Annotated in this window: 25 protein-coding genes and 5 tRNA genes; all 30 read left to right on the top strand. The window is 48.5% G+C overall.

Annotated features, from left to right (window positions below):
* The 30 genes from OCU49_RS21765 to rpsQ all read left to right on the top strand — a co-directional run bounded on the left by OCU49_RS21765 (window position 1) and on the right by rpsQ (window position 24,190).
* Window positions 1-660, top strand: coding sequence for a hypothetical protein (locus OCU49_RS21765; protein WP_261842618.1), 660 nt, complete (start codon window positions 1-3; stop codon window positions 658-660).
* Between the two features lie 24 nt (window positions 661-684).
* A tRNA-Thr gene (locus tag OCU49_RS21760) sits at window positions 685-760 on the top strand.
* 25 nt (window positions 761-785) lie between these two features.
* Window positions 786-869 (top strand) — tRNA-Tyr (locus OCU49_RS21755).
* 25 nt (window positions 870-894) lie between these two features.
* Window positions 895-968, top strand: a tRNA-Gly gene (locus tag OCU49_RS21750).
* Between the two features lie 10 nt (window positions 969-978).
* Window positions 979-1,053, top strand: a tRNA-Thr gene (locus OCU49_RS21745).
* Window positions 1,054-1,158: 105 nt separating this feature from the next.
* Complete coding sequence (gene tuf / locus OCU49_RS21740) at window positions 1,159-2,382, top strand: elongation factor Tu (RefSeq protein ID WP_261842608.1); 1,224 nt, start codon at window positions 1,159-1,161, stop codon at window positions 2,380-2,382.
* 73 nt (window positions 2,383-2,455) lie between these two features.
* Window positions 2,456-2,531, top strand: a tRNA-Trp gene (locus OCU49_RS21735).
* A 61-nt stretch (window positions 2,532-2,592) separates the two neighbouring features.
* On the top strand, window positions 2,593-2,961 hold the full coding sequence (gene secE, locus OCU49_RS21730; protein ID WP_261842617.1) for a preprotein translocase subunit SecE: 369 nt from the start codon (window positions 2,593-2,595) through the stop codon (window positions 2,959-2,961).
* 13 nt (window positions 2,962-2,974) lie between these two features.
* Window positions 2,975-3,508, top strand: a complete 534-nt coding sequence (gene nusG, locus OCU49_RS21725; RefSeq protein ID WP_205660176.1) for a transcription termination/antitermination protein NusG — start codon at window positions 2,975-2,977, stop codon at window positions 3,506-3,508.
* 106 nt (window positions 3,509-3,614) lie between these two features.
* On the top strand, window positions 3,615-4,049 hold the full coding sequence (gene rplK / locus OCU49_RS21720; RefSeq protein ID WP_261842616.1) for a 50S ribosomal protein L11: 435 nt from the start codon (window positions 3,615-3,617) through the stop codon (window positions 4,047-4,049).
* Window positions 4,049-4,744 (top strand): 50S ribosomal protein L1, encoded by a 696-nt coding sequence (rplA, locus tag OCU49_RS21715; RefSeq protein WP_261842615.1) that lies wholly within the window; start codon window positions 4,049-4,051, stop codon window positions 4,742-4,744. Before rplK ends, rplA begins: the two co-directional genes overlap by 1 nt.
* A gap of 212 nt (window positions 4,745-4,956) precedes the next feature.
* Entirely contained in the window at window positions 4,957-5,451 is a 495-nt protein-coding gene (rplJ, locus tag OCU49_RS21710; RefSeq protein ID WP_261842614.1) for a 50S ribosomal protein L10, read from the top strand.
* Window positions 5,452-5,514: 63 nt separating this feature from the next.
* Window positions 5,515-5,886: a 50S ribosomal protein L7/L12 gene (gene rplL / locus OCU49_RS21705; protein ID WP_261842613.1), complete on the top strand. Its 372-nt coding sequence runs from the start codon at window positions 5,515-5,517 to the stop codon at window positions 5,884-5,886.
* Between the two features lie 184 nt (window positions 5,887-6,070).
* Complete coding sequence (rpoB, locus tag OCU49_RS21700) at window positions 6,071-10,171, top strand: DNA-directed RNA polymerase subunit beta (RefSeq protein WP_261842612.1); 4,101 nt, start codon at window positions 6,071-6,073, stop codon at window positions 10,169-10,171.
* A 68-nt stretch (window positions 10,172-10,239) separates the two neighbouring features.
* Window positions 10,240-14,463 (top strand): DNA-directed RNA polymerase subunit beta', encoded by a 4,224-nt coding sequence (gene rpoC / locus OCU49_RS21695; protein WP_261842611.1) that lies wholly within the window; start codon window positions 10,240-10,242, stop codon window positions 14,461-14,463.
* A 119-nt stretch (window positions 14,464-14,582) separates the two neighbouring features.
* Window positions 14,583-14,957, top strand: coding sequence for a 30S ribosomal protein S12 (gene rpsL, locus OCU49_RS21690; protein WP_205660170.1), 375 nt, complete (start codon window positions 14,583-14,585; stop codon window positions 14,955-14,957).
* A 132-nt stretch (window positions 14,958-15,089) separates the two neighbouring features.
* Entirely contained in the window at window positions 15,090-15,560 is a 471-nt protein-coding gene (rpsG, locus tag OCU49_RS21685) for a 30S ribosomal protein S7 (protein ID WP_261842610.1), read from the top strand.
* A gap of 18 nt (window positions 15,561-15,578) precedes the next feature.
* Window positions 15,579-17,672, top strand: coding sequence for an elongation factor G (gene fusA, locus OCU49_RS21680; RefSeq protein ID WP_261842609.1), 2,094 nt, complete (start codon window positions 15,579-15,581; stop codon window positions 17,670-17,672).
* A gap of 29 nt (window positions 17,673-17,701) precedes the next feature.
* Window positions 17,702-18,925 (top strand): elongation factor Tu, encoded by a 1,224-nt coding sequence (tuf, locus tag OCU49_RS21675; RefSeq protein WP_261842608.1) that lies wholly within the window; start codon window positions 17,702-17,704, stop codon window positions 18,923-18,925.
* 238 nt (window positions 18,926-19,163) lie between these two features.
* Window positions 19,164-19,475: a 30S ribosomal protein S10 gene (gene rpsJ / locus OCU49_RS21670; protein WP_036511965.1), complete on the top strand. Its 312-nt coding sequence runs from the start codon at window positions 19,164-19,166 to the stop codon at window positions 19,473-19,475.
* A 103-nt stretch (window positions 19,476-19,578) separates the two neighbouring features.
* On the top strand, window positions 19,579-20,217 hold the full coding sequence (gene rplC / locus OCU49_RS21665) for a 50S ribosomal protein L3 (RefSeq protein ID WP_261842607.1): 639 nt from the start codon (window positions 19,579-19,581) through the stop codon (window positions 20,215-20,217).
* A gap of 11 nt (window positions 20,218-20,228) precedes the next feature.
* Entirely contained in the window at window positions 20,229-20,834 is a 606-nt protein-coding gene (gene rplD, locus OCU49_RS21660; RefSeq protein ID WP_261842606.1) for a 50S ribosomal protein L4, read from the top strand.
* The gene (rplW, locus tag OCU49_RS21655) at window positions 20,831-21,127 is read left to right on the top strand and encodes a 50S ribosomal protein L23 (RefSeq protein ID WP_205659836.1); all 297 of its coding nucleotides are present in this window, start codon (window positions 20,831-20,833) and stop codon (window positions 21,125-21,127) included. The genes rplD and rplW overlap by 4 nt, the downstream gene beginning before the upstream one ends.
* 14 nt (window positions 21,128-21,141) lie before the next feature.
* Entirely contained in the window at window positions 21,142-21,969 is an 828-nt protein-coding gene (gene rplB, locus OCU49_RS21650; RefSeq protein ID WP_261842605.1) for a 50S ribosomal protein L2, read from the top strand.
* Between the two features lie 15 nt (window positions 21,970-21,984).
* Entirely contained in the window at window positions 21,985-22,260 is a 276-nt protein-coding gene (rpsS, locus tag OCU49_RS21645; RefSeq protein ID WP_205659838.1) for a 30S ribosomal protein S19, read from the top strand.
* Window positions 22,261-22,276: 16 nt separating this feature from the next.
* On the top strand, window positions 22,277-22,609 hold the full coding sequence (gene rplV / locus OCU49_RS21640; RefSeq protein WP_205659839.1) for a 50S ribosomal protein L22: 333 nt from the start codon (window positions 22,277-22,279) through the stop codon (window positions 22,607-22,609).
* An 11-nt stretch (window positions 22,610-22,620) separates the two neighbouring features.
* The gene (gene rpsC / locus OCU49_RS21635) at window positions 22,621-23,307 is read left to right on the top strand and encodes a 30S ribosomal protein S3 (RefSeq protein WP_261842604.1); all 687 of its coding nucleotides are present in this window, start codon (window positions 22,621-22,623) and stop codon (window positions 23,305-23,307) included.
* A 12-nt stretch (window positions 23,308-23,319) separates the two neighbouring features.
* Entirely contained in the window at window positions 23,320-23,733 is a 414-nt protein-coding gene (rplP, locus tag OCU49_RS21630) for a 50S ribosomal protein L16 (protein ID WP_261842603.1), read from the top strand.
* Complete coding sequence (rpmC, locus tag OCU49_RS21625) at window positions 23,733-23,924, top strand: 50S ribosomal protein L29 (protein WP_261845276.1); 192 nt, start codon at window positions 23,733-23,735, stop codon at window positions 23,922-23,924. The genes rplP and rpmC overlap by 1 nt, the downstream gene beginning before the upstream one ends.
* Window positions 23,925-23,926: 2 nt before the next feature.
* Entirely contained in the window at window positions 23,927-24,190 is a 264-nt protein-coding gene (gene rpsQ / locus OCU49_RS21620) for a 30S ribosomal protein S17 (protein ID WP_446680417.1), read from the top strand.
* Window positions 24,191-24,255: the final 65 nt, after the last annotated feature.

Below are 24,255 nucleotides of genomic sequence, written 5' to 3'. Positions count from 1 at the left end.
ATGCGCTGGATTGTTTCATTGTTACTGTTGGCGAACGTCATCGTGTTCGCGTGGTATTCGCAACAAGATTCGGAGGCAGTGACTTCTCGTGATGAAGATAAAGGCAATGTCCGCCTTCTCAGTGAAGTGAATGCCGATGATCTGTTACGGCGAGATATCGTAAAGGCGGACCGTACTGCTGTTCGTAATGAGTTGTATTGCGGAGTCGTAAGCGGTCTGTATACCAGTGCGCAGGCAGAGCAGCTGCTGGAGGCTATACAGGTTTTTGATCTGAATGCGTTATTAAAGGATCAGCGCAGAGATGAAGTGCTGGGTTATGAAATATCAGTGAGCTTGCCTTTAGTTGTTCCGCAAATCGAAATGCTACAGGCTAAAGGTTTTACGTTAAGGCAATATAGCCAGCAGATGGTTGCGCAGTTTGTTGAATTAAATACAGCGCAGGTAGTGTTGGCGCAGCTTGAGCCTGAGCTACCTGTCGGGGTTGCTGCGGAGATGTCGGTGCTGGCGCGTAAAACCGGTGGTTTTGAGGTTTGGGTTGAGCTGCCTGGCGGTGAAGAAACAGCCAGTAAAATCAAGCTGATAGCGGCAGAAATGGGTTTGTTGCTAAAAATTGAAAAAAAGTTGTGTAAAGGGGTTGCAAGCGCCCGGTCTCGTGAGTAATATGTGCGCCACTTCGCTGCTGATGCCGGTATAGCTCAGTTGGTAGAGCAACTGACTTGTAATCAGTAGGTCCCGAGTTCGACTCTTGGTGCCGGCACCATTTTCAGAATGGCGAAGTATGGTAAGGTGGGGTTCCCGAGTGGCCAAAGGGATCAGACTGTAAATCTGACGCGCAAGCTTCGGTGGTTCGAATCCACCTCCCACCACCATTACTAGGCTACATAGGCTTGAAGGGCGGGTATGGTATAGTGGTATTACATCAGCCTTCCAAGCTGATGAGGCGGGTTCGATTCCCGCTACCCGCTCCACTAATGTTGTGCTCATGTAGCTCAGGGGTAGAGCACACCCTTGGTAAGGGTGAGGTCGGCGGTTCAATTCCGCCCATGAGCTCCAGAATTTGCAGAGGGTAGATATAGCGATATATCTACCCTTTGTTGTATGTGGCAACGTGGTAGAAATTCACAAGATATTATTACCTTTTACTGGGAATAAAGAGACATGGCTAAGCAAGCATTTGAACGTAATAAGCCGCACGTTAACGTTGGTACAATTGGCCACGTTGACCACGGTAAAACAACTCTGACAGCAGCGCTGACTCGCGTATGTGCAGAAGTATTTGGTGGTGAGGCTGTTGCATTTGACGGTATCGATAATGCACCAGAAGAGCGTGAGCGTGGTATTACTATCGCGACTTCTCACGTTGAATACGATTCTAACGAACGTCACTACGCGCACGTAGACTGCCCGGGTCACGCCGATTATGTTAAAAACATGATCACTGGTGCGGCTCAGATGGACGGTGCGATTCTGGTATGTGGCGCGACTGATGGCCCAATGCCACAGACTCGTGAGCACATCCTGCTGTCTCGTCAGGTAGGTGTACCATACATCGTAGTATTCCTGAACAAAGCTGACCTGCTGGCTGAAGATTGCGGCGGTGTTGACTCTGAAGAATACGCTGAGATGCTGGAACTGGTTGAAATGGAGCTGCGTGAGCTGCTGGACCAGTACGAATTCCCAGGTGATGACACTCCAATCATTGCAGGTTCTGCACTGATGGCTCTGAACGGTCAGGACGATAACGAGTTGGGAACAACTGCTGTTAAGAACCTGGTTGAAGCGCTGGATACTTATATTCCTCAGCCAGAGCGTGCAATCGATCAGCCATTCCTGCTGCCAATTGAAGATGTATTCTCAATTTCAGGTCGTGGTACGGTTGTAACAGGTCGTGTTGAGCGTGGCATCGTTAAGACTGGTGAAGAAGTAGAAATCGTTGGTGTACGTGATACACAGACAACTACTTGTACTGGTGTAGAGATGTTCCGTAAGCTGCTTGACGAAGGTCGTGCAGGCGAGAACGTTGGTGTACTGCTGCGTGGTACTAAGCGTGACGACGTTGAACGTGGTCAGGTACTGGCTAAGAAAGGTACTATCACTCCTCACACTCGTTTCGAAGGTGAAGTATACGTACTGAGCAAAGATGAAGGTGGTCGTCACACGCCATTCTTCAAAGGCTACCGTCCACAGTTCTACTTCCGTACAACTGACATCACCGGTGCTTGTGAGCTTCCAGAAGGCGTTGAAATGGTAATGCCAGGCGATAACATCAAGATGGATGTTACCCTGATTAACCCAATCGCGATGGAAGAAGGTCTGCGTTTTGCGATCCGTGAAGGCGGTCGTACAGTTGGTGCAGGCGTTGTTGCAAAGATTATTGAATAATCTTTGAGTTTTTAGCAAGTTAAGGCTTGCTACTACTGAGGGAGGCGTGTACTATTTGCCTCCCTATTGCAGTAGGCCAGTGGCTCAATTGGCAGAGCAGCGGTCTCCAAAACCGCAGGTTGGGGGTTCGAGTCCCTCCTGGCCTGCCAATCCTTTTCAGGGTTGGCATCACAATAAAATCAAGCAATTCTTCAGATACCGAGGCTGAACGTGAACTCTAAAGCGACTTCCGAAGGTTCAAAGTTAGACGGGCTTAAATGGCTTGTAGTAGCTGCACTTGTTGTTGCAGGTGTGGTTGGTAATTCGGTTTATTCTGAAGAGTCTCTTCTATACCGTGTTCTGGCGCTAATAGTATTGGCTCTGGCGGCGGGTTTTGTTGCGTTGCAGACAGAGAAGGGTGTGGCGTTCTTTACGTTGTTTAAAGAAGCCAAAGCAGAAATTCGAAAGGTCGTTTGGCCGAGTCGTCAGGAAACTGCACAGACTACTCTGATCGTAACAGTTGTTGTTCTGATCGTGGGTCTGTTGTTGTGGGGTCTTGATTCTTCGCTGAGCTGGCTTGTATCCGGCGTAATCGGTTAAAGAGGAAAAAGGCATGGCTATGCGATGGTATGTTGTACATGCGTATTCCGGTTACGAAAAACGCGTAATGAATTCTTTGAAGGAACGCGTTGAGCTCGCCGGTATGGAAGATCGCTTCGGCGATATTTTGGTTCCGACTGAAGAAGTTGTCGAAATCAAAGAAGGTAAGAAGCGTAAGTCTGAGCGTAAATTCTATCCTGGCTATGTATTAGTCCAGATGGATATGGATGATGAGACTTGGCACCTGGTTAAAGATACTCCACGTGTAATGGGCTTTATTGGCGGTACAGCGGATAAGCCTGCTCCGATCACTGAGCGTGAAGCGGATGCAATTTTACAGCGTGTTGAGAGTGGTGCTGATAAGCCGCGTCCTAAGACTGTATTCGAGCCAGGTGAAATGGTTCGTGTTACTGATGGTCCGTTTGCAGACTTTAACGGCGTTGTCGAAGAAGTGAATTACGAGAAGAATCGCCTGCAGGTTGCAGTGCTGATCTTCGGTCGCTCAACTCCGGTTGAGTTGGAGTTTGGTCAGGTCGAAAAAGCCTGATAAAAAACTTGTGGTAATAACCTCGGCGGTCCTTTGTGGGCGCTGGGGTTTTTCCGTATTTGAAAGCGGGGAGCTGAAAGGCGCTTGTACCCATTAGGAGTTAAACATGGCTAAGAAAATCGAAGCTTACATCAAGCTACAGGTTGCTGCCGGTGCTGCAAACCCAAGTCCACCAGTTGGTCCGGCTTTGGGTCAGCACGGTGTAAACATTATGGAATTCTGCAAAGCGTTCAATGCTCAAACTGCGAACCTGGAAAAAGGTATGCCAACTCCGGTTGTCATTACTGTATATGCAGACCGTAGCTTTACTTTTATCACTAAGACTCCTCCAGCGTCTGTTCTGCTGAAGAAGGCTGCTGGCCTGAAGAGCGGTTCTGGTCGTCCTAATACTGAGAAAGTTGGTACGGTTAGCCGTGAACAGCTGGAAGATATTGCGACTACTAAGATGGCTGACTTGACTGCTGCTGATATGGATGCAGCTGTACGTACTATCGCTGGTAGTGCACGTAGTATGGGTCTGAACGTAGAAGGTGTTGAATAATGGCTAAGCTGACTAAGCGCCAGAAGGCGATTGCTGAGAAGGTACAACCTGGTAAGCAATACACAGTTGAAGAAGCTGTAGCAGTACTGACTGAAGTATCTGCTGTTAAATTCAAAGAATCTGTAGACGTTGCAGTTAACCTGGGTGTAGATCCACGTAAATCTGATCAAAACGTTCGTGGTTCTAGCGTACTGCCAAACGGTACTGGTAAAGAAGTTCGTGTTGCTGTGTTCGCGCAGGGTGAAAATGCTGAGAAAGCAAAAGAAGCCGGTGCTGATGTTGTCGGTTTTGACGACCTGGCAGAGCAGATTAAAGGCGGCGATCTGAACTTTGACGTTGTTATTGCTACTCCTGACGCAATGCGCGTTGTTGGTCAACTGGGTCAGGTTCTGGGTCCACGTGGTCTGATGCCTAACCCTAAAGTTGGCACAGTTACTCCAGACGTTGTAACTGCAGTTAACAATGCTAAGTCTGGTCAGGTGCGTTTCCGTACTGACAAGAACGGTATTATCCACGCTGGTGTTGGTAAGGTTGATTTTGACGCTGCTGCGATCAAAGGCAACCTTGAAGCACTGATGGCCGAGCTGAAAAAGCTGAAGCCTTCTACTGCTAAAGGCGTGTACGTTAAGAAAGTAACCCTGTCCACTACTATGGGACCGGGTCTGGCGATTGATCAGTCTTCACTGTCATCGTAAGCCAGTAAAAAATTGAGGGTCTCTGTAATTTATTACGGAGGCTGTCAAAGACCGCAGGTGATCAGCTTAGTTGTTGATCTTAATGGTTACCGGCCTGCGCAGACGGTGTGATCCCCTTAACAGGATCAATTCAACCACCGTACTCGGCGCTTTATCTGTTTTAGATGAAGCGATTGGTAAACAGTCGATTAAGACTAACCCAGGAGTAAATCGTGGCATTAGGACTCGAAGACAAAAAAGCGATCGTCGCTGAAGTCCAGGAAGCTGCTAAAGGTGCTCTTTCTGCTGTTGTTGCTGACTCACGCGGTGTTTCCGTTGAGACAATGACTGAACTGCGTAAGCAGGCGCGCGAAGCGGGTGTATGGCTAAAAGTCGTACGTAACACCCTGGCTCGCCGTGCAGTAGAAGGCACTGATTACGAATGTCTGAATGATTCATTCGTAGGCCCTACTCTAATTGCATTCTCTATCGAGCACCCAGGTGCCGGTGCGCGAATCCTGAAGGATTTCGCGAAAAAGAATGACAAGTTTGAGCTGAAAACCGCTGTGTTTGAAGGTCAGGTAGTTGCTGTAGACATGTTGGCTGCGTTGCCAACATACGACGAAGGTATTGCAATGCTGATGCGCACTATGAAAGAAGCAGCAGCAGGCAAGCTGGTCCGCACTTTGGCGGCCCTTCGCGACCAGAAAGAACAAGAAGCAGCTTAATTTTAAGCGCTTTTTAAATAGATTATTCGAGCTTACTGAGCTCCCTATTTTAGGAATTGAACCATGTCTTTGTCTAAAGATGATATCTTGAATGCAATCGCTGAAATGTCTGTAATGGACGTTGTTGAGCTGGTTAGCGCAATGGAAGAAAAATTCGGCGTATCTGCAGCTGCTGCTGTAGCTGTTGCTGCTGGCGGCGACGCTGGCGGTGCTGCTGAAGAACAGACTGAATTCGACGTAATTCTGACTGCTGTTGGCGACAAGAAAGTTAACGTAATCAAGGCTGTTCGTGCAGCTACTGGTCTGGGCTTGAAAGAAGCTAAAGGCATGGTAGACGGCGCTCCAGCAGCTGTTAAAGAAGGCGTTAGCAAAGATGAAGCTGAAGAGCTGAAAGCTGCTCTGGAAGAAGCTGGCGCATCTGTTGAAGTTAAGTAAGGGCTTTTATGCCTTGTGTCATGCTACTGCTATTTCTAAATAGTTAGCTGATACACATACGGCTGGTGACAAAATGTCACCGGCCTTTTTCCGTTATTAGTCACATAAATAATAACGGTTCACAGATCGAGAATTAACCTTCGATCTGGACGAATCTTTCAGGTGCAGATGCTGGGGAACTTAGATGGCTTACTCATATACTGAAAAGAAACGCATCCGTAAGGACTTCGGAAAATTACCCGAAGCGATGGATGTGCCTTATCTGCTGGCGATTCAGTTGGATTCATATTTGAAATTCCTCCAACTGGATGCTAATCCCGCAGAACGTAAAGATGCCGGGTTGCATGCGGCTTTCAGTTCCGTATTCCCAATTGTTTCCTACTCAGGAAACGCCGCGCTGGAATATGTAGGTTATCGTCTAGGCGAGCCAGTGTTTGACGTTAAAGAATGTCAGATGCGTGGTATCACCTATGCGGCACCGCTGCGCGTAAAAGTACGTTTGGTGATTTATGATCGCGAGTCTTCGAACAAAGCGATCAAAGACATTAAAGAACAAGAAGTCTACATGGGCGAAATGCCTCTGATGACTGACAACGGTACCTTCGTCGTGAATGGTACTGAACGTGTAATTGTATCTCAGCTGCACCGTTCACCTGGTGTGTTTTTCGACCATGATAAGGGCAAGACGCACTCATCCGGTAAGCTGTTGTACTCTGCTCGCGTAATTCCTTACCGTGGTTCATGGTTGGATTTCGAGTTTGATCCTAAAGATAACCTGTTTGTACGGATTGACCGTCGACGTAAGCTGCCGGCAACTATTTTGCTGCGCGCGCTGGGTTATACCGCTGAAGAGATCCTCGAAACTTTCTTTGATAACACCGGTTGGACGCTGGCTGACGATGCGTTTCTGATGACGCTGGTACCTGCGCGTTTGCGTGGTGAAACCGCTACATTTGATATTAAAGACACCAGCGGTAACGTAATCGTTGAGTCTGGTCGTCGTATTACGCCTCGTCATATTCGCCAAATTGAAAAAGATGGCATGACACAGCTGGATGTTCCTGTTGAATATCTGGTAGGTAAGGTCATGGCACGCGACATCGTAGATGCGTCTACTGGTGAGCTGTTGTGCGAAGGTAATGCTGAAATTACTGAAGAACTGCTGGAGCAAATGCGTGCGGCAGGTATCAGTGAATTCCAGACGCTGTATACCAATGAGCTGGATTGTGGTTCCTTTATTTCTGACACTTTACGTGTAGATACTACGCGTAGCCAGTTAGAAGCTTTGGTAGAAATTTACCGCATGATGCGTCCAGGCGAGCCGCCGACTAAAGAGTCAGCTGAAAGCCTGTTCGAAAACCTGTTCTTCAGCGATGACCGTTATGATCTGTCTGCTGTTGGTCGGATGAAGTTTAACCGTCGTCTGGCGCGTGAAGTTGAAACTGGTGCTGGCATCCTGGATAAAGAAGATATCCTGGATGTAATGAAGACCCTGATCGACATCCGTAACGGTAAAGGTGTGGTTGATGATATCGATCACCTGGGTAACCGTCGTATTCGTTCTGTTGGCGAGATGGCCGAGAACCAGTTCCGTGTAGGACTGGTACGGGTAGAGCGTGCAGTTCGTGAACGTCTGAGCATGGCTGAGTCTGATAACCTGATGCCTCAGGATCTGATTAACGCTAAGCCTGTTGCTGCGGCAGTTAAAGAGTTCTTCGGTTCCAGTCAGCTGTCTCAGTTTATGGATCAGAACAACCCGCTGTCAGAAGTTACTCACAAGCGTCGTGTGTCGGCATTAGGGCCTGGTGGTCTGACTCGTGAGCGTGCTGGTTTTGAGGTTCGAGATGTACACCCAACGCATTATGGTCGTGTATGTCCAATCGAAACGCCGGAAGGTCCAAACATCGGTCTGATCAACTCGTTGGCGACATATGCGCGCACTAACGATTTCGGTTTCCTGGAGAGTCCTTACCGTAAGGTGGTGGATGGTCTGGTTACTGATGATATTGAATACCTGTCAGCAATTGAAGAAGGTCGTCACGTTATCGCTCAGGCTTCTGCCGGTATGGATGATAACAAGCGTCTGACTGATGAGCTGGTAGCGGTACGTCACCAGAACGAATTCACCGTAATGGCTCCGGAAAAAGTTACCTACATGGATGTTTCTCCACGTCAGGTAGTATCCGTTGCAGCCGCGCTGATCCCGTTCCTGGAACACGATGATGCTAACCGTGCATTGATGGGTTCAAACATGCAGCGTCAGGCTGTACCTACATTGCGTGCTGATAAGCCGCTGGTTGGTACTGGCATGGAGCGTTATGTTGCCCGTGACTCTGGTGTGTGTGTTACCGCTCAGCGTGGCGGTGTGATCGAATCAGTAGATGCGGCACGTATTGTTGTACGTGTAAATGATGCAGAAACTGATGCGGGTGATGCGGGTGTAGATATCTACAACCTGACTAAATACACCCGTTCTAACCAGAACACCTGTATTAACCAGCGTTCAATCGTCCGTCAGGGCGAAACAGTTGAGCGCGGTGATATCATGGCTGACGGCCCGTCCGTTGACCTGGGTGAGCTGGCGCTTGGTCAGAACATGCGTATCGCATTTATGCCGTGGAATGGTTACAACTTCGAGGATTCCATCCTTATTTCTGAACGAGTTGTTCAGGAAGACCGTTTCACTACGATCCACATTCAGGAACTGACCTGTGTGGCGCGTGATACTAAGCTGGGTGCTGAAGAGATTACCTCTGATATCCCGAACGTGGGTGAATCTGCTCTGGCTAAGCTGGATGAAGCAGGTATCGTTCACATCGGTGCAGAAGTAGGTCCTGGCGATATTCTGGTTGGTAAAGTTACGCCTAAAGGTGAAACTCAGCTAACACCGGAAGAAAAACTGCTACGTGCAATCTTTGGTGAAAAAGCATCTGACGTTAAAGATACGTCTCTGCGTGTTAAGACTGGTACTGTTGGTAAGGTTATCGACGTACAGGTATTCACCCGTGACGGTGTTGCTAAAGATGAGCGTGCGCTGTCTATTGAGACTGCAGAACTGGATCGTATCCGTAAAGACCTTAACGAAGAGCTGCGCATTGTTGAGCAGGCTACCTTCGAGCGTCTTGAGCGTGCGTTACTGGGACTGAAAGCCGAAGGTGGTGCAGGTCTGAAGAAAGGCGAAGAAATTTCTGCTGCCTTCCTGGCTGAACTGAAAAAGACTGAGTGGTTCAACATCCGTGTTGCTGATGAAGCAGTACAGGAACAGCTTGAACTGGCTCAACAGCAACTTGAAGAACGTCGTGTAGAGCTGGATAACAAGTTCGAAGACAAGAAGAGCAAGTTGCAGACTGGCGATGATATGGCGCCGGGCGTACAGAAAATCGTTAAAGTTTACGTAGCTACCAAGCGTCGCATCCAGCCGGGTGACAAGATGGCGGGTCGTCACGGTAACAAGGGTGTTATCTCGGTAATCATGCCGGTTGAAGATATGCCTTATGACGAAAATGGCGAGCCGGTTGATATCGTGCTTAACCCGCTGGGTGTACCGTCGCGTATGAACGTTGGTCAGGTACTGGAAACCCACATGGGTATGGCTGCCAAAGGTCTGGGTCGTAAGATCAATGCCATGTTGGACGCTGAGCGTGAGCGTATCGAGAAAGTTAAAGAAATTCGTGAATTCCTGGGTCGCGTGTACAACAGCGAGCTGGGTGGCTTCAAGTCAGGCCGTCACGAAGATATCGATAGCCTGAGCGACGACGATGTACTGGAGCTGGCGAAGAACCTGAAGGGCGGTGTTCCACTGGCCACAGCAGTATTTGACGGTGCCAAAGAAGTTGAAGTTAAGGAACTGCTGCGCATGGCAGGTCTGAGCGACACTGGACAGTTCAAACTGTTTGATGGTCGTACCGGTGACGAGTTTAGCCGTCATGTAACAGTTGGTTACATGTACATGCTGAAACTTAACCACCTGGTTGACGATAAGATGCACGCCCGTTCTACAGGTTCGTACAGCCTGGTTACTCAGCAGCCGCTGGGTGGTAAGGCGCAATTCGGTGGTCAGCGCTTCGGTGAGATGGAAGTGTGGGCATTGGAGGCGTACGGTGCAGCTTATACGCTACAAGAAATGTTGACGGTTAAGTCCGATGACGTAAACGGCCGTACCAAGATGTATAAAAACATCGTTGATGGTGATCATCGTATGGAGCCAGGCATGCCTGAGTCCTTCAACGTACTGGTCAAAGAGATCCGTTCGTTGGGTATCGACATCGAACTGGAAGCTGAATAAGCCGTTAACGGATAGTTTGCCGCCGACAACAGCGTTCGGCGGCATACTCCCCCGAGGAGCCGAAGAAAATGAAAGATTTATTAAATCTGCTTAAATCCCAGGGACAACAGGAAGAGTTCGATTCGATCCGTATCGGCCTGGCTTCCCCTGAGATGATTCGTTCCTGGTCTTTTGGCGAAGTAAAAAAGCCAGAGACCATTAACTACCGTACTTTCAAGCCAGAGCGTGATGGTCTGTTCTGTGCAAAGATTTTTGGTCCGGTAAAAGATTACGAATGCCTGTGTGGTAAGTACAAGCGTCTTAAGCATCGCGGTGTTATCTGTGAGAAGTGTGGCGTTGAAGTTGCACTGGCCAAAGTTCGTCGTGAACGTATGGGTCACATTGAACTGGCATCTCCGGTTGCGCATATCTGGTTCCTGAAATCACTGCCGTCCCGTATCGGTCTGATGATGGATATGACGCTGCGTGATATCGAGCGTGTACTGTATTTTGAATCGTTCGTGGTAATCGATCCGGGTATGACTACCCTGGAACGCGGCCAGCTGATGAACGATGAGCAGTACTTTGAAGCTCTCGAAGAGTTTGGTGATGATTTCGATGCCCGTATGGGTGCTGAAGCTGTTCAGGAATTATTGAAAGCTATCGATCTGAAAGAAGAGATCGAAGTGCTGCGTGAAGAGTTACCGCAGACTAATTCTGAAACTAAAATTAAGAAGATGTCCAAGCGACTGAAGTTGCTGGAAGGTTTCCATCAGTCTGGTAACAAGCCAGAGTGGATGATCCTGAATGTTCTGCCGGTTCTGCCGCCAGATCTGCGTCCTCTTGTACCGCTGGATGGTGGTCGTTTCGCGACATCTGATCTGAACGATCTGTATCGTCGTGTTATCAACCGTAACAACCGTCTTAAGCGTCTGTTAGACCTAAGTGCTCCGGATATCATCGTACGTAACGAAAAGCGTATGTTGCAGGAATCTGTTGATGCGCTGTTGGATAACGGTCGTCGCGGTCGTGCTATTACCGGTTCCAACAAGCGTCCTCTGAAGTCCCTGGCTGATATGATCAAGGGTAAGCAGGGTCGTTTCCGTCAGAACCTGCTGGGTAAGCGTGTTGATTACTCTGGTCGTTCTGTAATCGTAGTTGGTCCGTACCTGCGTCTGCATCAGTGTGGTCTGCCGAAGAAGATGGCACTTGAGCTGTTCAAGCCATTCATCTTCTCTAAGCTTGAACTGCGTGGTCATGCGACAACGATTAAAGCTGCTAAGAAGATGGTTGAGCGTGAAGAGCCATTAGTATGGGATATTCTGGATGAAGTAATCCGCGAACATCCAATCATGCTAAACCGTGCACCTACACTTCACCGTTTAGGTATTCAGGCGTTTGAGCCTGTGCTGATTGAAGGTAAGGCTATTCAGCTGCACCCATTGGTATGTGCGGCATACAATGCCGACTTCGATGGTGACCAGATGGCTGTACACGTGCCTCTGACAATCGAAGCACAGCTTGAAGCCCGTGCGCTGATGATGTCTACCAACAACGTACTGTCGCCTGCAAACGGCGAGCCTATCATCGTTCCTTCACAGGACGTTGTACTGGGTCTGTACTGGATGACGCGTTCACGTATTAACGTTGCTGGTGAAGGTTCGGTATTTGCGGACATCCAGGAAGTTAAGCGTGCGCACGGTGCTAAGCAGGTTGATCTGCAGGCTAATATCAAAGTACGTATTAAAGAAGTTATCCGCGATATCGAAGGTAACGAAGAAGAGAAGGTATCTATCGTAGATACGACTGTTGGACGTGCGATGTTGTTTGATATCGTACCAAGCGGTCTGCCATTCTCTCTGGTTAACCAGGCGATGACGAAGAAAGCTATCTCTCGGCTGATTAACGTTTGTTACCGTAACGTTGGTCTGAAAGATACAGTTATCTTTGCTGACCAGCTGATGTACATGGGCTTTAGTCAGGCGACTCAGTCTGGTTCCTCTATCGGTGTGAATGACTTCGTAATCCCTGATGAAAAGGTCAACATCATTAATGATGCTGACTCTGAAGTTAAAGAGATCGAGATGCAGTATGCAGACGGTCTGGTAACTCAGGGTGAGAAATACAACAAGGTTATCGATATCTGGTCCCGTGCCAACGAAATCCTTGCTAAGAAGATGATGGATAACCTGAAGAAAGAAGAGGTTACCGATCGTGAAGGTAATCTGGTTGATCAGGATTCCTTTAACTCTGTTTACATGATGGCCGATTCCGGTGCCCGAGGTAGTGCTGCCCAGATTCGTCAGTTGGCGGGTATGCGTGGTCTGATGGCTAAGCCGGATGGCTCAATCATCGAAACGCCTATCGTAGCGAACTTCCGTGAAGGTCTGAACGTACTGCAGTACTTCATCTCTACACACGGTGCACGTAAAGGTCTTGCTGATACGGCACTGAAGACGGCTAACTCCGGTTACCTGACGCGTCGTTTGGTAGATGTTGCGCAGGATCTGGTTATCACAGAGCAGGATTGTGGTACCGAAGAAGGTCTGGTGATGCAGGCATTGATCGAAGGCGGCGACGTAGTTGTTGGTCTGGGTGATCGTGTTCTGGGTCGTACCGTTGCTCGTGACGTATTTGATCCTAGCGGTAAAAATGTACTGATCGAAAAAGGTACGCTGATGGATGAAGCTTGGGTTAAGCGCCTGAGCGATAATGAGCGTTACTCTTCTATCGATGAGATTGTTGTGCGCAGTGCAATTAGCTGTGAAACAACTTACGGTTTATGTGCTAACTGTTACGGCCGTGATCTGGGTCGTGGTCATCTGGTTAACCCAGGTGAAGCAGTCGGTGTTATCGCTGCTCAGTCAATCGGTGAGCCGGGTACCCAGCTGACCATGCGTACCTTCCACATTGGTGGTGCGGCATCGCGGGCAGCAGCAGTTGATAGTGTTCAGGTTAAAAATGCTGGTGAAATTCGTCTGCATAACCTGAAGTCTGTAGAAAAAGCTGACGGTACACTGGTAACGACTTCTCGTTCAGGTGAGATCGGTGTAACTGATGAGCACGGTCGTGAGCGTGAGCGTTATAAGCTGCCTTACGGTGCGATGATTAAGGTTCAGGACGGTTCTAGCGTTGATGCTGGTGCAATCGTTGCTAACTGGGATCCGCACACGCACCCGGTTATTTCAGAAGTTGCCGGTAAGATTGAATTTGTTGGTATGGAAGACGGTATTACCGTTAAACAGCAGACTGATGAATTAACTGGTTTGTCTACGATTGAAATTCTTGATCCTGCGGCGCGTCCTGCAGCAGGTAAAGATATTCGTCCGATGATCAAACTGGTTGACGCTAGTGGTGCTGAACTGTGCCACCCGGGTACAGATCAGCCAGCACAATACTTGCTGCCAGCGAATGCGATCCTGAACTGGACCAATGGCGCAGATGTAGGTGTTGGTGATGTACTGGCGCGTATCCCGCAGGAAGGTTCTGTGAACAAGGATATTACCGGTGGTCTGCCACGGGTAGCTGACTTGTTTGAAGCGCGTAAGCCAAAGGATTCTGCAATTCTGGCCGAGATCTCCGGTACCGTTACATTCGGTAAAGAGACTAAAGGTAAGAAGCGTCTGGTAATTAGTCCTGCGGATGCTGATCCGATTGAGATCATGATTCCTAAATGGCGTAACCTGAACATCTTTGAAGGTGAGCATGTTGAAAAGGGTGAGGTGATCTCTGATGGTCCTTCTAACCCACACGACATTCTGCGCATCAAGGGTGTTACCGAGCTGGCGAAATACATCAACACAGAAGTGCAGGATGTATACCGTCTGCAGGGTGTAGGCATCAATGACAAGCATATCGAAGTGATTGTGCGTCAGATGCTGCGTAAAGTTGAGATTACCGGTGGCGGCGATAGCAACTTTATTACTGGTGAGCAGGTTGAGTTCCACCACGTTGTGGAAGCTAACAAGCGCTTGGAAGCACAGGATAAAGTTCTGGCTAAGTTTGACCGCGTATTGCTGGGTATTACCAAGGCATCGCTGGCAACTGAGTCCTTTATCTCTGCAGCATCCTTCCAGGAAACTACTCGCGTACTGACCGAAGGGGCAGTGAGCGGTAAGAAAGACTACTTACGTGGTCTGAAAGAGAACGTTGTTGTGGGGCGTCTGATTCCGGCTGGTACCGGTCTGGCGTATCACAAAGAGCGTAAGCGTAAGTCAATGCAGGTTGAAGATAGCGTTACTGTAAGTGCAGAAGACGTTCAGCAGGCGCTGACTGAAGCGTTGAATCAGGCTGCAATGCCAGATTCAGAGTAAAAGTTTGGTCGAATATTGACCTGGTGGGCCGAGATTGAGTACAATCTCGGCCCTTTCGTGATGGGATAATAAAATCTCATCGTTTTATTGGTGCTTTTTTAAAGCGTGGAGTTTGCTTAATGGCAACTATTAACCAGTTGGTACGACAGCCACGCAAACGCAAAGCGGCTAAAAGTGATGTTCCTGCACTGCAGGCATGTCCTCAACGTCGTGGCGTTTGTACCCGTGTCTATACAACGACCCCTAAGAAACCGAACTCAGCATTACGTAAAGTATGTCGTGTTCGTCTGACTAACGGATTTGAAGTGACTTCCTACATTGGTGGTGAAGGTCACAACTTGCAGGAACACTCTGTTGTTCTGATCCGTGGCGGTCGTGTAAAAGATTTGCCGGGTGTTCGTTACCACACAGTACGTGGCGCACTGGATACCAGTGGCGTTAACGACCGTAAACAAGGTCGTTCTAAGTACGGTACCAAGCGTCCTAAGTCTTAATAGTTTTTTCGGGACAGCGAAGCCAGTCAAACCCTTTTAGGGTGCAAGCTACTTAGCTAGATCGCAAACACATAAGAGTAAGGTCAGGTATCCATTCCTGAAATAACCTGAAGACCTGATAAGGGGCTTATCATGCCAAGAAGAAGAGTTGCGGCAAAACGTGAGATTCTGCCGGATCCTAAGTTCGGAAACACAACACTGGCTAAATTCATCAACCACCTGATGATTAGCGGTAAGAAATCCGTAGCAGAAAAGATCGTATACGGTGCACTGGATAAAATTTCCGAGCGCACTAACGAAGATCCAATCGAAATGTTCAATAAGGCTCTGGAAGCTATCCAGCCAATGGTTGAGGTTAAGTCTCGCCGTGTTGGTGGTGCTACTTACCAGGTGCCTGTAGAAGTACGTCCTTCCCGTCGTAACGCTTTGGCGATGCGCTGGTTAGTTGACGCTTCTCGTAAGCGTGGTGAGAAGTCCATGGCTCTGCGTCTGGCTGGTGAAGTCGGTGATGCAGTTGAAGGTCGTGGCGCAGCGGTTAAGAAGCGTGAAGACGTTCACCGCATGGCTGAAGCTAACAAAGCATTCGCTCACTACCGCTTCTAAATATCTGAGGATTGTGTTGTGGCTCGTAAAACGCCTATCAAACGTTACCGTAACATTGGTATTTGCGCACACGTAGACGCGGGTAAAACCACGACTACTGAGCGCGTACTGTTCTACACGGGTCTTTCTCATAAGATCGGTGAAGTTCATGATGGTGCGGCAACCATGGACTGGATGGAGCAAGAGCAGGAGCGTGGTATTACCATTACTTCTGCGGCGACTACCTGTTTCTGGAAGGGCATGAATCAGCAGTTCGAAGACCACCGCATCAATATCATTGATACACCGGGGCACGTTGACTTCACGATTGAAGTTGAGCGTTCCCTGCGGGTATTAGATGGTGCTGTTGTGGTGCTGTGTGCGTCCTCTGGTGTGCAGCCTCAAACAGAAACTGTTTGGCGTCAGGCTAACAAGTATGAAGTTCCGCGGATGGTGTTCGTCAATAAGATGGACCGTATCGGCGCAGACTTTTATATGGTTGTTGACCAGCTTAAAGAACGTCTAGGCGCTAATGCTGTGCCAATTAATATGCCTATCGGTGCTGAAGAAGAATTTAAGGGTGTAGTTGACCTTGTTCGGATGAAAGCAATTCTCTGGAATGAAAGTGATCAGGGCATGTCCTATGATTTGGCTGATATTCCTGCGGATTTGCAGGCTAAAGCTGACGAGCTGCGTGAGCAGATGGTCGAAGCGGCAGCTGAAGCAACTGATGAGTTGATGGATAAGTACCTTGAAGAAGGTGAATTATCTAACGACGAGATTAAAGCTGGTTTGCGAGCCCGTACTCTTGATAACGATATTGTGCTGATGCAGTGCGGTTCGGCGTTCAAGAATAAGGGTGTGCAGGCAATGCTGGATGCTGTTATCGAATACATGCCATCTCCGGTCGAAGTAAAAGCGATTGAAGGTGCGGTAGATGACGAAGGTGAAGTGTTCGAAACCCGTGAGGCGGACGACGCGGCTCCTTTTGCGGCATTAGCGTTTAAGATCGCAACCGATCCTTTTGTAGGTACACTGACTTTTGTTCGGGTGTATTCCGGCGTTCTGGCTACCGGCGACAGTGTTGTTAACTCTGTTAAAGGTAAGAAAGAGCGTGTTGGTCGTATGGTGCAGATGCACTCCAATAACCGTGAAGAGATTAAAGAGGTTCGCGCAGGCGATATCGCTGCTCTGATCGGTATGAAGGATGTTACCACTGGTGACACCTTGTGTGATCCGGGCAAGAAAATTGTTCTGGAGCGCATGGAGTTTCCTGAGCCGGTTATTTCGGTAGCTGTAGAGCCGAGAACCAAAGCTGACCAGGAGAAGATGGGTATTGCGCTGGGCAAACTTGCTCAGGAGGATCCGTCTTTTCGTGTAGAAACCGACGAAGAAACCGGGCAGACGATCATTTCAGGTATGGGTGAATTACACCTGGATATTCTGGTAGATCGTATGCGTCGTGAATTTAGTGTCGAAGCGAATATTGGTAAGCCACAAGTGGCTTACCGCGAAAAGATCCGTCAGCCGGTCGAAGCAAACCACAAGTTTATTCGACAGTCCGGTGGGCGTGGTCAATACGGTCACGTTGTAGTGGAGTTTAGTCCTTCTGATGATGAAGGTCTGGAATTCATTAACGAGATTGTTGGTGGTACGATTCCGAAAGAATACATCCCTGCTATCCACAAAGGGATAGAAGAGCAAATGAAGAATGGAGTAATCGGTGGTTATCCATTGATTGGTCTGAAGGCGCGTTTGTTTGATGGTTCTTTCCATGATGTAGACTCCAACGAAATGGCGTTTAAAATCGCTGCATCACAGGCATTGAAAAAGTTTGCACTGGAAGCTGATCCTTGCTTACTTGAGCCGATGATGAAAGTTGAAGTAGTAACGCCGGAAGGTAACATGGGTGATGTGATGGGAGACCTGAACCGTCGTCGTGGTATCGTACAAGGCATGGAAGACAGTAGTTCGGGCAAAGTGATCAACGCCCTGGTACCTTTGGGCGAGATGTTTGGTTACGCAACCGATCTACGTTCTGCCACTCAGGGTCGTGCTACCTATTCTATGGAATTTTTTGATTATGCAGAGGCGCCGAAAGCGGTTGCTGATGCTGTAATTAATGCAAAATAAATTACCTAATTATTTAAGAGGTATTGATCGTGGCTAAGCAAGCATTTGAACGTAATAAGCCGCACGTTAACGTTGGTACAATTGGCCACGTTGACCACGGTAAAACAACTCTGACAGCAGCGCTGACTCGCGTATGTGCAGAAGTATTTGGTGGTGAGGCTGTTGCATTTGACGGTATCGATAATGCACCAGAAGAGCGTGAGCGTGGTATTACTATCGCGACTTCTCACGTTGAATACGATTCTAACGAACGTCACTACGCGCACGTAGACTGCCCGGGTCACGCCGATTATGTTAAAAACATGATCACTGGTGCGGCTCAGATGGACGGTGCGATTCTGGTATGTGGCGCGACTGATGGCCCAATGCCACAGACTCGTGAGCACATCCTGCTGTCTCGTCAGGTAGGTGTACCATACATCGTAGTATTCCTGAACAAAGCTGACCTGCTGGCTGAAGATTGCGGCGGTGTTGACTCTGAAGAATACGCTGAGATGCTGGAACTGGTTGAAATGGAGCTGCGTGAGCTGCTGGACCAGTACGAATTCCCAGGTGATGACACTCCAATCATTGCAGGTTCTGCACTGATGGCTCTGAACGGTCAGGACGATAACGAGTTGGGAACAACTGCTGTTAAGAACCTGGTTGAAGCGCTGGATACTTATATTCCTCAGCCAGAGCGTGCAATCGATCAGCCATTCCTGCTGCCAATTGAAGATGTATTCTCAATTTCAGGTCGTGGTACGGTTGTAACAGGTCGTGTTGAGCGTGGCATCGTTAAGACTGGTGAAGAAGTAGAAATCGTTGGTGTACGTGATACACAGACAACTACTTGTACTGGTGTAGAGATGTTCCGTAAGCTGCTTGACGAAGGTCGTGCAGGCGAGAACGTTGGTGTACTGCTGCGTGGTACTAAGCGTGACGACGTTGAACGTGGTCAGGTACTGGCTAAGAAAGGTACTATCACTCCTCACACTCGTTTCGAAGGTGAAGTATACGTACTGAGCAAAGATGAAGGTGGTCGTCACACGCCATTCTTCAAAGGCTACCGTCCACAGTTCTACTTCCGTACAACTGACATCACCGGTGCTTGTGAGCTTCCAGAAGGCGTTGAAATGGTAATGCCAGGCGATAACATCAAGATGGATGTTACCCTGATTAACCCAATCGCGATGGAAGAAGGTCTGCGTTTTGCGATCCGTGAAGGCGGTCGTACAGTTGGTGCAGGCGTTGTTGCTAAGATCATCGAATAATCGATAATCTTTACTGAAAAAAGACCCTGCGGGGTCTTTTTTTGTGTCTGTAAAAAAGTCCTGTTGCAGGCTGTGTAGTGCAAATTACTTTTCTAAGGGAGACTTGGTTAGATGGGGTTATTGCTGGTTAATAAATAGCCTTGACTTGCCTATGGGGGTTCAGTAGAATGCGCTACCCCATTAATTGGGGCTAGGTCGGCGTCAAGCCGTTTAACAATCTAGGAAATGTGTGATCGAAATGCAGAACCAAAAAATCAGAATTCGTCTGAAAGCTTTTGATCATCGCCTGATTGACTCTTCCGCTCAGGAGATCGTTGAGACTGCTAAGCGGACTGGAGCTCAGGTGCATGGTCCGATCCCACTTCCTACTCGCAAAGAGCGCTTTACAGTGCTGATTTCGCCACACGTGAATAAAGATGCACGTGACCAGTACGAAATCCGCACACATAAGCGTGTTCTGGACATCGTTGAGCCAACAGAAAAAACTGTTGACGCACTGATGAAGCTAGACCTTGCTGCGGGTGTCGAAGTGCAAATTAGCTTAGGCTAATTAGACAGATGCGCAAACTTTTAGTTTGCGTGTGGAATGCCCTGGACGGGCAGCCATAGCGGGTAAAAAGCCCCGTACACAACTGGCAATTGAGGTTAGAAAAATGTCTGTAGGTTTAATCGGACGTAAAGCAGGTATGACACGTGTCTTCAATGAAGACGGTGTGTCTGTGCCAGTCACAGTCATCGAAGTGGAGCCGAACCGGGTTACACAGGTTAAGACTGATGATGCTGATGGTTACTCTGCTGTGCAGGTAACTGTAGGATCACGTCGCGCTAGCCGTGTTACTAAAGCAATGGCAGGTCACTTTGCCAAAGCTGAGACCGAAGCTGGTCGCGGTTTATGGGAGTTCCGTCTCTCAGGTGACGAAGTTATAAATGTTGGTGATCAACTGACTGTTGAACGCTTCGAAGCGGGTCAGAAAATTGATGTAACCGGGCAGTCCAAAGGTAAGGGCTTCCAGGGCGGTATCAAGCGTTGGAATTTCTCCATGCAAGATGCTACTCACGGTAACTCACTTTCTCATCGTGCTCCTGGTTCTATTGGTCAGTGTCAAACTCCTGGTCGCGTTTGGAAAGGCAAGAAGATGGCAGGACACATGGGTGCGGAGCGTGTAACCGTTCAGTCCCTGGAAGTTGTTCGCATCGATGCTGAGCGTAATCTGCTGTTGGTTAAGGGCGCTGTTCCTGGTGCCACTGGCGGTGACGTATTCGTTAAATCAGCTGTTAAAGCTGGCGCCTAAGGGGGTTTGTAATGAATCTGAATCTTGCAGGAGCTGGCGGATCTGTTGAAGTTTCCGACCTAGCGTTTGGTAAAGAATTCAATGAATCACTGGTTCATCAGGTCGTTACGGCGTACCTGGCCGGTGGTCGTCAAGGCACCAAGGCTCAAAAGAACCGCGCCGCTGTAAGCGGTGGTGGTGCTAAGCCATGGCGTCAAAAAGGTACTGGCCGTGCGCGTGCCGGTACTATTCGTAGTCCTCTGTGGCGTACTGGTGGTGTGACTTTCGCAGCTGCACCACGTAGCCATACTCAGAAAGTAAACAAGAAAATGTACCGCGCAGCTATGCGTTGCATCTTCTCTGAGTTGGTTCGTCAAGAGCGTCTGGTTATTGTTGATAACTTCAGCGTAGAAGCGCCTAAGACTAAGCAATTCGTTGCTAAGTTGAATGAGCTGGAACTGGCTAATGTTCTTCTGATTACAGAAGATGTAGAACAGAATCTGTATCTTGCTGCTCGTAACGTACCTCATGTAGACGTACGCGACGCTGCTGGCATTGATCCTGTTAGTCTGGTTGGTTTCGATAAAGTTCTGGTTACTGTCGCTGCTCTTAAGAAAATTGAGGAGGCGTTAGCATGAACCAAGGACGCATCTATCAAGTACTGCTAGGTCCACACATTTCTGAGAAAGCGACTATCGTTGCTGAAGGTTCTCAGCAGGTTGTGTTCCGTGTAGCGGCTGACGCAACCAAGCCTGAAATTAAAAAGGCCGTTGAACAGCTATTTGAAGTTAAAGTAACTGGCGTGAACATCGTAAACGTGAAGGGTAAAACCAAACGCACTCAGCGTGGTTTGGGTAAGCGCTCTAACATTCGTAAGGCATATGTATGCCTGGCTGATGGTCACGACATCGACTTCATCGATGGCGAATAAGAGGGGTTATAAGAATGGCTATTGTTAAATCTAAACCGACCTCTGCTGGCCGCCGTCACGTTGTTAAGGTCGTTAATAACGATCTTCACAAGGGCAAGCCTTTTGCTGCTCTGGTCGAAAAGAAAAGCAAGACCGGTGGTCGTAATACCTATGGTCGCATCACAACTCGTCACATTGGTGGCGGACACAAGCAGCATTACCGTCTGATCGACTTCCGTCGTAACAAAGAAGGTATTCCTGCTGTTGTTGAGCGTCTGGAATACGATCCGAACCGTTCTGCACATATCGCCCTGCTGAAATACGCTGACGGTGAACGCCGCTACATCATTGCTCCTAAGGGCGTGAAAGCTGGCAGCCGTGTAATTTCTGGTCAGGACGCTGACATTAAACCAGGTAACTGCCTGCCGCTGCGGAACATCCCAGTAGGTAGCGTTGTTCACTGTATTGAAATGAAGCCAGGTAAGGGTGCTCAAATTGCACGTTCTGCCGGTACTTCTGCTCAGTTAGTGGCACGCGAAGGCGCGCACGCAACTTTGCGTCTGCGTTCTGGTGAAATGCGTAAAGTCTTAATTGACTGTTGTGCGACTTTAGGTGAAGTAAGCAACTCTGAACACAGCCTGCGCTCTCTGGGTAAGGCTGGTGCTAAGCGCTGGCGCGGTGTGCGTCCAACGGTGCGTGGTGTTGCTATGAACCCTGTTGATCACCCACATGGTGGTGGTGAAGGTCGTACTTCTGGTGGTCGTCATCCTGTGTCTCCATGGGGTATGCCGACTAAAGGTCTTAAGACTCGTAAGAACAAGCGTACTGATAAGTTAATCGTACGTCGTCGTCAAGCGAAATAATCAGAGGATACAGCTGTGCCACGTTCACTGAAGAAAGGTCCTTTTATTGACCTTCACCTGTTGAAAAAGGTAGAGGCTGCAATTGAGGCCAATGATCGTCGTCCGATCAAAACTTGGTCTCGTCGCTCTACGGTGTTCCCTAACTTCGTAGGCTTAACGATTGCAGTCCATAATGGCCGTCAGCACGTACCGGTGTTTATCACCGAGGACATGGTTGGTCATAAATTAGGCGAGTTTGCCGCTACCCGTACGTACAAGGGTCATGCAGCAGACAAGAAAGCTAAACGCTAATTCGGGAGTATAGAAAATGGAAGTAGCCGCTAAGCACAAAGGCGCCCATATCTCCGCTCAGAAAGCGCGTTTGGTTGCCGATCAAATCCGCGGAAAAGCGGTGGGTGAAGCCCTGGATATTCTGGCTTTCAGCCCTCAAAAAGGTGCGGTTTTAGTTAAGAAGGTACTTGAGTCTGCTATTGCTAACGCAGAGCATAACGAAGGTGCTGATATTGACGAGCTACGCGTATCTGAGATCTTCGTTGACGAAGGTATGACGATGAAGCGTATTAAGCCGCGTGCTAAAGGTCGTGCAGATCGTATTCTGAAGCGTACCTCACACATCACCGTCAAGGTCGCTGACTGCTAGGAGATACCACTATGGGTCAGAAGGTAAATCCAACAGGTATTCGTTTGGGCATTGTTAAAGATCACACTTCTGTGTGGTATGCAGACAAGAACGAATACGCTAGTAAACTGTTGAATGACCTTCAGGTACGTGAGTATCTGGAAGGTCAGTTGAAAGCAGCATCTGTGAGCCGCATCGATATCGAGCGTCCTGCACAGAATGCAAAAATCACCATTCACACAGCCCGTCCAGGCATCGTGATTGGTAAGAAAGGTGAAGATGTAGAGAAACTGCGTAATGCTGTTTCTAAAATGATGGGTGTACCTGTCCACATCAACATCGAAGAAGTCCGTAAGCCAGAACTGGATGCGAAATTGGTTGCTCAAGGTGTAGCTAGCCAGTTGGAGCGTCGCGTAATGTTCCGTCGTGCAATGAAGCGTTCTGTACAGAATGCTATGCGACTGGGTGCTAAGGGTATCAAAATTCAGGTAGGTGGTCGTTTGGGCGGTGCTGAAATCGCACGTTCCGAATGGTACCGTGAAGGTCGCGTACCTTTGCATACTCTGCGTGCTGATATCGATTACGGTACTTATGAGGCGCATACTACTTATGGTGTGCTTGGTATTAAAGTCTGGATCTTTAAAGGCGAGATCCTGGGCGGCATTGAAGAAGTGCGTGCTCAGAAGAATGCTCAGCCTAAAAAGAAAGGTTCAAAGTAGGGGTAATTATCAATGCTGCAACCTAAAAGACTGAAATTCCGTAAGGTAATGAAAGGTCGTAACCGTGGTTTAGCGGAACGCGGAAGCAAAGTAAGCTTCGGTGAAATCGCACTTAAAGCCACTGGTCGCGGACGTATTACAGCTCGTCAGATCGAAGCTGCTCGTCGTACCATGACTCGTCACGTAAAGCGTGGTGGTAAAATCTGGATCCGTGTGTTCCCAGATAAGCCGATTACCGGCAAGCCACTTGAAGTACGTATGGGTAAAGGTAAGGGTAGCGTTGAATACTGGGTAGCTCAGATTCAGCCAGGTAAAGTACTGTTCGAAATGAGCGGTGTACCTGATGAACTGGCCACCGAAGCATTCAATCTGGCGGCTGCTAAATTACCAGTAGCAACCACTATTGTTAAACGGACGGTGATGTGATGAAAGCAACTGAATTGCGCGAACAATCCGCAGAAGAGCTACAGCAAACTTTGCTGGGTCTTTTGAAGGATCAGTTCAATCTGCGTATGCAGAAAGCAACTGGTCAGCTGACTCAGAACCATATGTTAGGTCAGGTGCGTCGCGATATCGCCCGTACTAAGACTTTACTGAATGAGAAAGCAGGTAACTAATGATGGCTGCAGAAAAACGTACTCGTACAGTGATTGGTAAAGTTGTTAGCAACAAAGCTGACAAAACCATCACCGTTCTGGTTGAACGCAAAGAGAAGCATCCGATTTACGGTAAATTCGTAACTCGTTCAACTAAGCTGCATGCGCATGACGAACAGAATGAATGCAACATGGGTGACACAGTGGTTATCGCTGAATCCCGTCCGTATTCAAAAAGTAAGTCTTGGACGCTAGTTAAGATTGAAGAACAGGCAGTAAAGGTGTAATATAACGCACCTTTGCTTCTGGCAGACTTGTTTTTTCGCCAGAAACCACCGTGAAAACAGTGGTT

This window comes from Aliamphritea ceti, assembly GCF_024347215.1.
In the GTDB taxonomy this organism is placed as follows: domain Bacteria; phylum Pseudomonadota; class Gammaproteobacteria; order Pseudomonadales; family Balneatricaceae; genus Amphritea; species Amphritea ceti.
Note: the sequence above shows the minus strand (reverse complement) of the source record. Positions and strands in the feature narration are given on the sequence as shown.